Genomic DNA, 9,219 nt, shown 5'->3' with positions numbered 1-9,219 from the left:
GGACTAAATGTGATGACGGTAAATATCGAAGACGTCATTTTTGTGACAATCCCTGTACTTCATCACCTTGTGGAAGAATGATCTACGTTTATCCTGAAAAGGATCTTCGTGCTTATCCAGGGACTCTTCGTGATACAGAAGAATGGGATAAAGTTTATAAAATCCGTTCAGTAGTAGAGCAGTCCATAAATCATTTTAAAGAAAGTTTCTGTATTGCTGGACGTAAAACCCAAAATGAGAAAACCATTCATGCCGATTTACTACTAGCAGGCATCACACAATTAATTACTGTTGTCCTTGCTGATAAAATACATAAGCACGAGTACATCAGAAGTTTAAAACCATTAATTGCTTAGGTATTTATTTTAGATATTCATTTTTCTAGAAATTTGATACCTTTATTTTGTGTACCCTTTTTTAAGAACAACTTTTAGTTCTCGCTAAACTTTCACTTGGATTCCACTTTCCATTCTTGAAACTCTTTTTTTGAAGGATCTATATTCCTATTATTCAGTTTTTAGAAAGAGTTTCGCAATTACTTATTATAAGTAGAATATTAGGAGCAATCATCATATGGATGGTCTTCCTACAAATTGGTCCTGAACAAATAATTTCAGCAGGCACAGGTGGTACTATGGTAGATTTGACAATGTCTTTGGTATCTGTCCTTATCGTAATATCTTATGCTATGCCATTAATAACGGATTTCGGTATTATGGAATTTACTGGTGTACTTATTAAAGATTTTGTTAAACCATTATTTACAGTACCTGGCCGTTCCGCTGTAGACCTAATGACGTCATGGTTTGGCGCCTCCAATGCAGCAGTACTATTAACGGAAAAACAATATAATACGGGTTATTATACTGCCAGGGAAGCAGCAGTCATTATGACAAATTTCTCTGTAGTATCCATACCTTTTTGCTATATAGTTACATCAATATTAGGGGTACAACATTTATTTACCCAATTCTATATAATACTAGTAATAGTAGGATTTACCCTAGCTCTTATAATGCCAAGAATTCCGCCATTAAGCAATATGCCTGATACCTATAATGAAGAAACTGGGAAGATGGTCAATGAAGAAGTACCAGAAGGAAAGACTAAATTCCAATTTGCTTTAGAGTTAGCTGCTGTTAGAGCAGAAAAATCAAATTTTAGCGATGTAATAAAATCAGGCAGTGATATGTTTTTAAGCGTACTATTTATTCTATCCCCTATTATTATATCCTGGGGAACAATATCTTTAATCTTAGTAGAATATACACCTATTTTTAAGTGGTTATCCTATCCTATAGGATTCTATTTAAATATTCTAGGTATAGAACAGGCATATCAAGTAGCGCCTGCAGCTCTAGTAGGTTTTGCAGACATGTTTATACCTGCACTAATATTAGCACCAGTAACTATCGTTAAAACTAAATTCGTGTTGGGAATTTTATCTCTAATTCAAATAATATATCTTACAGAAGTTGGAATTATAATAATCCAATCTAAAGTACCATTAGGCTTTAAAGAACTATTTATAATATTCCTAGAAAGGACTATAATCGCTATACCATTAATTATTCTACTCACCAATATAATATTATAATATTAAAAGGAAAACTGATAGTAAAAAGCTATCAGTCTTCCTTTTATATCCCTATAATATCAACTTTCTGATTTAAAATATATGCTACTTCTTTTAAATTCCCATTAGCATAATCCACAACTTTATCGGATTTCACAACCCGATTATTTTCATCTACAACTTTTACACTACCCTTTACTGGCTTTGTTCTCAATGCTTTGGCATATTTAAACTCATCTACTTCCCCCCATAGATAAGGCACCGGCAAAAACCCTGCCGCAAATATTTTGTAAAATCCTTCTGCTGAATATGGATTATCCACATGCTTTTCAATTCCAGAAATTATAGTTTTGCCAGATTCTACTAATTCTAGCATCCTTTCTTGAACATCTTCATTTCTACTCATATCTTCTATCTTTCCATCTCTTCTCAATTCTCTATATTTTTGTAATGAAAATTGGGTGATCTTTATACTTTCATTAATAATATTTGGTGTGGCTAAATGGGAAGCTTCTGAATAACTGACTACATGAATAATAGGTGGACTAGTTTCGTCATGAGGATCTATATCATCCATTAAGGCAGTAACAGCCGCCAATTGAATCTTAGCTTCCTCTAAATCTGGTCTGAAATAGTCTAGCCCTGCTCTTGGTTGCAATATAACCCTAAAGTTAGAATCTTCCAAGGTCTTAACCAAAGTAAGCATAGCCCTTGACTTAGCTAAATCCTGGATTCCCCAAGTATATCTTGGAGTATTTAACATGTTTTGCAATATTAGGATTCTTACCCCCATTTTTTTTGCCAATTTAGCAGCTAAATAGGCAGATACAATATAGGTTACATCATCTGCTCCTCTAAATGCAAAATGGTGAGGTAGATTTGGTTCAAAGGGCTTATTTGTTTTTGCAATATATTTTAAAGTTTCAATATGTTGCTTTAAATTGGTATATAAATCATAGGGACCCCTCCCATCTAATCTATTAAACCACCATAAAGATAAAGCATGCCAACATATATTGATAGTTTCTTCATAGATTTTGGCCAATTCAGGTATATTCTTAGTTCCAGCATAGGTTCTCAATAAAAGTGGTCTGGAGGCATTCCATATCATCCTATACTCTTCTGGCGAATTAATAGGAACACCTCCTCCATTTGGCTTGTCTTCCCAATCCTCACCAAAGTTTGATTGAGTTAGTTGGGATGTGCCAATGGATAAAATATCTAAGTACCCAGCATCTGCCAGCTCTTTAGCCCAGGATATGAACTCTTTCACAGAATCTAGCCTGTCTACAGAGGATGAATAAGGACCTACATGGGCACGCATTAATGGCATAAAAGGCTTTCTCATATTGGAATCCAGCCTTTTGACCACAGTATCTTCCTTAGTGCCATATTCATCATAGGCGGCCCGGGCTACAGGTTTAAAAGAATCGTATTCTCCTGAATTTATAATATCTTTACCAAATTCCATTCTAAGATCATCATATAAGCTTCCTTCTAAAATATCTTTCGGGATCCTTTCCTCAGGAACTCCCATTTTGGTTAAAGATTCTCGTACCGATTCCCCACCTCTAAAGGTTCGAATAAATCCCTTATGTTCTCCTTCTATTATCTCACATGTTTTAGGCAATCCAGCAAAAAACATGGATTTGATAGGTCCCCCCTGATAGGATAACATATTATTATTCTTTAGCTCATTCATAAAATAGCCTACCATATTTACAGCTTCATCTTGGTCTAATCTATAGCTTAATCCAATCTGTGTAACTTTATTTCTGCGAATCCAATCTAGAACTTTCTGGCGATTTACTTCATATTTAATGTCATTCATAGCTTTTGCAATATCTTTATCTCCAATAATTACCCGATAACCACAGTCACGCAATAGTTCTGTAGCTGCATTAATACCTAAAGTATGAGCATCAAGGGATGGTTTTATAAAAGCAAAAACATCTCCATCTACTGCAAACATAAAACTACCTCCTTTGGAATAAGATATTGAAATCACATTAAATAAGGGACTGAAAATAGTCCCTTACTTAAAGATACCCAATAAGTCCATAGATTAAACCAGTATGATATTTATTATATCAGTAATTTCATACAAAAATAACCGTTCCCGTTATCCCATAATTTAACCTTTCTTTATTAAAATATCACACAATTCACACTATCACTTTTATTATTTATCTGTATATCCTCTAATTTACTACCAGCTATACTTTACCTTGTTTAATTTTACTTAATTCAATCACTGTATGTAACATAAGATCTATTCCCTTTTTTATATCCTCATAATCTGTCCATTCATCCGGGTGATGGCTTAGGCCATCTTTACTCGGTATAAATATTAAATTGGAAGGTGCAACCTCTGCCATAATCATTGCATCATGACCAGCACCGCTATTCATCCTTAAATAACTGTAACCTAACTTTTGGCTTATTTTCTCCATCAAGACTATATTCTCCTCTGACATATTGACTGGTGGAATATAAAGGTTATGAATTAATTCAATATCCACATTTCTTTTATCCTGTATATATTCTCCCTCTTTTAAAAGTTGCTTATATACCCCTTTTATATTTTCTTCTTTAGTAGATCTAATATCTACTGAAAGTTTAACATATCCTGGAATAACATTAGAAGCATTAGGAGATAAACTTAGTTCACCAACAGTTCCTACAGTCCCATCACCTATCCCTCTTACTATCCTATTAACAGCTAAAATAAACTCCGATGCAGCAATTAAAGCATCTTTCCTATTATTTATGGGAGTAGTGCCTGCATGTCCTGACTTTCCTTTGAAGGTCACCTCATATTTGTCTAACCCAACAATGGTTTCCACTAAACCTATATCTTTTTTATTTCTTTCTAAGATAGGACCTTGTTCTATATGGAGTTCAACAAAAGTTTTAATAGAACCTTTAGGTCTTTTTGCATTATTTATGTCTGGAACAATTCCATATTCTTCCATAGCTTTCCTTAAACTAATGCCATCTTTATCTTTAGCATTATCTAATTCTTTTTCGTCCATCAACCCTGCCATTACACGGGAATTTGATATGCCTGTACCAAATCTAACTCCTTCTTCATCATTCATGGCAACTATTTCTATTGGATAATAATTCTCTATGTTGTTTTCTTCAAAGACTCTAAGGATTTCCAATGCTGAAACCAATCCAGCTACTCCATCTAAAGGTCCTCCGTTTATTACAGAATCATAATGAGAACCTATCATAATTACTGGTGAATTTGGATCTTTCCCTTCTCTTCTACCAAATAGATTAGAATACCCATCTTCCCATACTTTAAGACCTATTTGGCTCATCTCTTCTTTTATATAATCCCTTGCCATTCTATCTTCCACTGTAAATGAAAGTCTAGTAATTCCATTACCTGGAGTAGCATTAAAAGTTGCCAATGTTTCAATATGCTTTTTTACTCTATTTAAGTTAATATCCATCTTATTCCTCCCAATTTTAAAAATATATGTTTTCATTAATAATATAATATATACTAAGTTCTTACAATGTTTCTAGTGACTAATCATTGCACATATATTTTTTATAATTCCAAGTAATGTTAGCAAAACCAAAGGTTTTATATACCTTTGGCTGGCGACATAATCGTTTTCGCTTCAGTTTTTGGAACAAGTAGAACCGTCCTTGGTGTACCATTAATTTATTAGGCAAAAAATTTATGTTTTATATTTACAACTAATTAAATATGTATGTAATTAACTGCCTATGTTAACAAGGATATTGTCGATAAATATCGAATATATAGATATAAAAATAAAAATTAATTTAGTATTAAATAATCTTTGTGAAACACATAAGGGAGGATATAAAATGACAATAGAAATAGAAAATATTAAATCTCAAGTATTAAATAATGCAAATGCTGGTTATCCTTGCATCTTCAGAATATTTTTTAGCATTTTCCATTATCTTCTCATATGCGGCCTTCAATTCCTCTTCATTTTTAATATTGACAATTACTCCACCAGCGTCGCTTTTATGGATTATATCTGGGGACATTATTTTCATAACTAAAGGATAACCTATTTTTTCAACTTTACAAATAGCATCTTCTATATTATTAGCAAGTACATATTTACCAAAATCTATATGGTATTCTGACAATATCTTTCTAGATTCTACTTCAGTTAAATTTACATTTTTTTCTTTAGCATCTTGAATTATCTTACTCATATTTTGGCTATCTACAGCTAAACTTTCTTCAAACTTATTATCCTTCATAGCATCTAGCATAAGTCCTCTTTTTACCATATTTATCATGGCCTTTGCTGCTCTATCAGGCATGTCGAAGGTTGGAATTCCTTCTCTTTCTAAAGCTTCTCTACCTTCTTGTACCCATTGGCCTGCCAGATAGCATACGGTAACAGGTTTATTATATTTTTTAATAGCTTCGGCAGATAATTTTCCCATTTCCTTAGGAATTAAAAAGGTTGGAGGCACACTTAGGTGGATAACTCCATTTACCCCTTCGTCTTCCAATACTATTTTTAATGCCTCGGCATGTTGTTTTTCATCTGCTGCTGCAGACATATCTACATATCCGTCAGTATGGTCGATTATAGCCATTGGAGGTAGGATTTCCCTTAATCTTTCTATAGTTTCATCAGCAAATTTAGCCAATACTGCCGTCTCACCAAGGCCTATTTCATCTACAGAAATAATACCAGGTCCTCCTGCTTTAGTTAGTACTGCAATTCTATTACCCTTTGGTAATGGCTGCATGGAGATTGCCTTAGCAGTATCTAATAATTCCTCTATAGTATCTACCCTTAATATTCCTGCTTGTTCAAAAGCTGCATCGTATAATGCATCAGCTCCTGCCAATGAACCAGTATGGGATGCGGCAGCTCCTGAACCTAATTCACTTCTACCGACCTTTAAAATTACTATTGGTTTTTCCGCTGTAATTTCCCTAGCAACTTCCATAAACTCTCTTGCATTATCAATGCCTTCCATATACATGGCAATACTCTTAGTCTGTTCATCATCTTTATAATATTTTAGTACATCTAATACATTAATATCACATTGGTTTCCAACATGGGCCCATTTAGCAAACCCTATTGGAACAGCTTGGTTTACAGAAAAAGCCGCTATAGATGCACCTAAAGAACCACTTTGGGAAATTAAACTCATAGATCCAGGCACCTTTTTTATACCTGCAGCAAAGGTTGTATCCAATCTATTTTCCGTATTCATAACTCCCACACAGTTAGGTCCTATAACTCTAATACTAGCTTCTTTAGCTATTCTAACTACTTCTTCTTCCAGCGAAATTCTCTCAGGTATTCTCGTTTCACTAAATCCTGAAGCTAATATTACTGCAGCCTTTACATCTCCTCTCTCCTTGGCTTCCATGAAAACACCAGGCACTATAGGAGCAGGTACAGAGACTAGGATTAAATCGACTTTAGCATCTATATCTTTTAAAGATGGATAACATCTTCTACCAAAAATCTCATCTTCTTTAGGATTTACCGGATATACCTTTCCATCAAAATCTAATTCTATTAAGTTCTTTAATATCTGATATCCTGCTTTCCCCTCATCATTACTAGCCCCAATAACTGCTACACTTTCCGGGTAAAAGAATTTGTCCAACTCTCTCATATTATTTAACCTCCGTTTCAATCAATTTATTATAATAATTTTCAGCATTGGTTTCTAAATACTCTACTTGTTCCTTAGTAATATTTCTAAACCGTCCTTGCATCTTTAAGTATTCTTCTATGGATTTAACCTTTGAAACCTTCTTTGCAACTTTTATTTCACCATCAATGGCTTCAAACAATGGGTATAAATTTGTTTCTACTGCCAGCTGGGCAATTTTAATAGTTTCCCTTGGGTGGAATCTCCATCCTGTAGCACAAGGTGTAAGGGTATGGATATATGCTGGTCCATCTACCCCCTTTGCTCTATCCAGCTTTTTCTTGAAATCGTCAATATATCCAACAGAGGCAGTGGCTGTATAAGGAGTTCCTTATGCTAGGAGCATTTCTACTATATTTTTCTTAGTTTCTTTTTTGCCTCCTGGAGTAGTAGTAGTCCATGCACCTGTAGGGGTTGATCCAGATCTTTGAATTCCTGTATTCATATAGGCTTCATTATCATAACAAATATAGATAAATCTATGTCCCCTCTCAATAGCTCCAGATAAGGCCTGTAATCCTATATCTACAGTACCACCGTCTCCGGCAAAGGCTACTACATTTATATCAGTTCTATTATGAAATTCTAAGGCAGTGGATATACCTGAACAATAAGCAGCTATATTTTCTAAATTGGATTGAAAGGATGGTATCTTCCAACAAGTTTGGTCCCCAAATCCAGTCAATATGGCAGAACAGCTTGGTGGAGTTAAAATTATAGTGTTTTTACCCAAGACCTTCACTATAGATCTTGCTATTAACTCCATACCACAACCTTCACAGGTAGTTGTCCCTTTACTTATAAGGTCAGTCATTTTATTCAACCTCCTTTTTTACATCTATCCAAATAGGATAAAGTACTTTTTCATTCTTACCATTTAGTTCCATGGTTTTATCTATTACATTCCTTATAGTCTTTTCGCTTAAATCCATTCCACCTAGACCTGCCACATAATCGTATACAGGTATATTCATTCCAGCACTATAAAGGGCAGATTTTATTTCTTGTGAAAGAGGTCCATCTGTTCCCAATGCCCAAGACCTGTCTATTACTGCCACGGATTTAGACCCTTTCAGTTTCTCTATTACTTCTTCTTTGGGGAATGGCCTAAAGGAAGATATTTGTAAAGCTCCTATTTTCTTTCCATTAGAACTCATTTCCTGAGCCACCTTACGAACCGTTCCAGAAGATGAACCTAATGTCACTACTACTACATCTGCATCTTCACAGTTAATATCTTTACTTAAACTGTATTTCCTATTAAATATATCTTCAAATTCCTTTGCCACAACAGGGAAAAGGTCTATTACCCTATTCAATGCTTGGTTATGACTATATTTGATTTCAGTAAAAGTATCAGCTGAATTTAACTGGTTAATAGTCATAGGATTTTCTGGATCTAGATATACATCTCCTCTCTCATAAGGCGGTAAGAAATTATCCACATCTTCCTGCTCTGGCAATTCTACAACTTCAATTGTATGAGTAAGGAAAAAAACATCTATACATACCATTACAGGCAGCTTAACTTCTTCTCCAATTCTATAAGCTAATAATGTATAGTCTAATGCTTCCTGACAATTTGAAGCATATAATTGTATCCATCCCATATCCTTTTCAGCCATACTGTCAGAATGGTCTGTTTGTAAAGACCATGGACTAGGTAAAGCTCTATTAGCTACACCCATAACGATAGGTAGCCTATTACCAGATGCAACTCCAACAATCTCGTGCATTAAAGCCAATCCTGCGCCGGCAGTAGCCGTAAAAACTCTAGTCCCTACTAAAGCAGCACCAACTACAGCAGTCAATGCAGAGTGCTCTGATTCTACTGCAATATATTTAGCATCTAATCTACCTTCATTTATAAAATTGGCAACTTTTTCCATTAACAACCCTAATATCTTTCTATCTGTAGCATCTACTTTTTTAGTCATTTTCTATCCTCCAAT

7 protein-coding genes and 1 pseudogene are annotated in these 9,219 nt (G+C 34.5%); 2 read left to right on the top strand and 6 right to left on the bottom strand.

Annotated features, from left to right (window positions below):
* Together CUL_RS16925 and CUL_RS0107205 are read left to right on the top strand one after the other, a co-directional pair.
* A pseudogene (locus CUL_RS16925) lies at nucleotides 1-267 on the top strand (ISNCY family transposase); the annotation flags it as partial.
* A 310-nt stretch (nucleotides 268-577) separates the two neighbouring features.
* Nucleotides 578-1,597 carry a YjiH family protein gene (locus CUL_RS0107205; RefSeq protein WP_025640940.1) on the top strand — a complete coding sequence of 340 codons (1,020 nt, stop codon included), beginning with the start codon at nucleotides 578-580 and terminating at the stop codon, nucleotides 1,595-1,597.
* A gap of 43 nt (nucleotides 1,598-1,640) precedes the next feature.
* Here CUL_RS0107205 and CUL_RS0107200 read toward each other — a convergent pair whose 3' ends face one another.
* From CUL_RS0107200 to CUL_RS0107180, 6 genes are all read right to left on the bottom strand, one after another.
* Nucleotides 1,641-3,548 carry a hypothetical protein gene (locus CUL_RS0107200; protein ID WP_025640939.1) on the bottom strand — a complete coding sequence of 636 codons (1,908 nt, stop codon included), beginning with the start codon at nucleotides 3,546-3,548 and terminating at the stop codon, nucleotides 1,641-1,643.
* 244 nt (nucleotides 3,549-3,792) lie between these two features.
* Nucleotides 3,793-5,040: a Zn-dependent hydrolase gene (locus tag CUL_RS0107195; RefSeq protein ID WP_025640938.1), complete on the bottom strand. Its 1,248-nt coding sequence runs from the start codon at nucleotides 5,038-5,040 to the stop codon at nucleotides 3,793-3,795.
* Between the two features lie 424 nt (nucleotides 5,041-5,464).
* Nucleotides 5,465-7,228 carry an acetate--CoA ligase family protein gene (locus tag CUL_RS0107190; RefSeq protein ID WP_025640937.1) on the bottom strand — a complete coding sequence of 588 codons (1,764 nt, stop codon included), beginning with the start codon at nucleotides 7,226-7,228 and terminating at the stop codon, nucleotides 5,465-5,467.
* Between the two features lies 1 nt (nucleotide 7,229).
* Nucleotides 7,230-7,409, bottom strand: coding sequence for a hypothetical protein (locus CUL_RS19445; protein WP_051403524.1), 180 nt, complete (start codon nucleotides 7,407-7,409; stop codon nucleotides 7,230-7,232).
* Between the two features lie 189 nt (nucleotides 7,410-7,598).
* Nucleotides 7,599-8,081, bottom strand: a complete 483-nt coding sequence (locus CUL_RS19440; RefSeq protein WP_051403523.1) for a thiamine pyrophosphate-dependent enzyme — start codon at nucleotides 8,079-8,081, stop codon at nucleotides 7,599-7,601.
* A 1-nt stretch (nucleotide 8,082) separates the two neighbouring features.
* The gene (locus CUL_RS0107180; RefSeq protein WP_025640936.1) at nucleotides 8,083-9,204 is read right to left on the bottom strand and encodes a hypothetical protein; all 1,122 of its coding nucleotides are present in this window, start codon (nucleotides 9,202-9,204) and stop codon (nucleotides 8,083-8,085) included.
* Nucleotides 9,205-9,219 lie beyond the last annotated feature (15 nt).

The sequence above is a fragment of the [Clostridium] ultunense DSM 10521 genome, from assembly GCF_000511955.1.
GTDB classification, from domain to species: Bacteria; Bacillota; Clostridia; order Tissierellales; family Tepidimicrobiaceae; genus Schnuerera; species Schnuerera ultunensis.
The sequence above is the reverse complement of the archived record's forward strand: the minus strand, read 5'-3'. Positions and strand labels throughout refer to the sequence as shown.

Coding starts and splice junctions, on each gene's coding strand:
- CUL_RS19440 (WP_051403523.1), bottom strand. CDS start 8,081: ATGACTGACCTTATAAGTAAAGGGACAACTACCTGTGAAGGTTGTGGT.
- CUL_RS0107195 (WP_025640938.1), bottom strand. CDS start 5,040: ATGGATATTAACTTAAATAGAGTAAAAAAGCATATTGAAACATTGGCA.
- CUL_RS0107205 (WP_025640940.1), top strand. CDS start 578: ATGGTCTTCCTACAAATTGGTCCTGAACAAATAATTTCAGCAGGCACA.
- CUL_RS0107200 (WP_025640939.1), bottom strand. CDS start 3,548: ATGTTTGCAGTAGATGGAGATGTTTTTGCTTTTATAAAACCATCCCTT.
- CUL_RS0107190 (WP_025640937.1), bottom strand. CDS start 7,228: ATGAGAGAGTTGGACAAATTCTTTTACCCGGAAAGTGTAGCAGTTATT.
- CUL_RS0107180 (WP_025640936.1), bottom strand. CDS start 9,204: ATGACTAAAAAAGTAGATGCTACAGATAGAAAGATATTAGGGTTGTTA.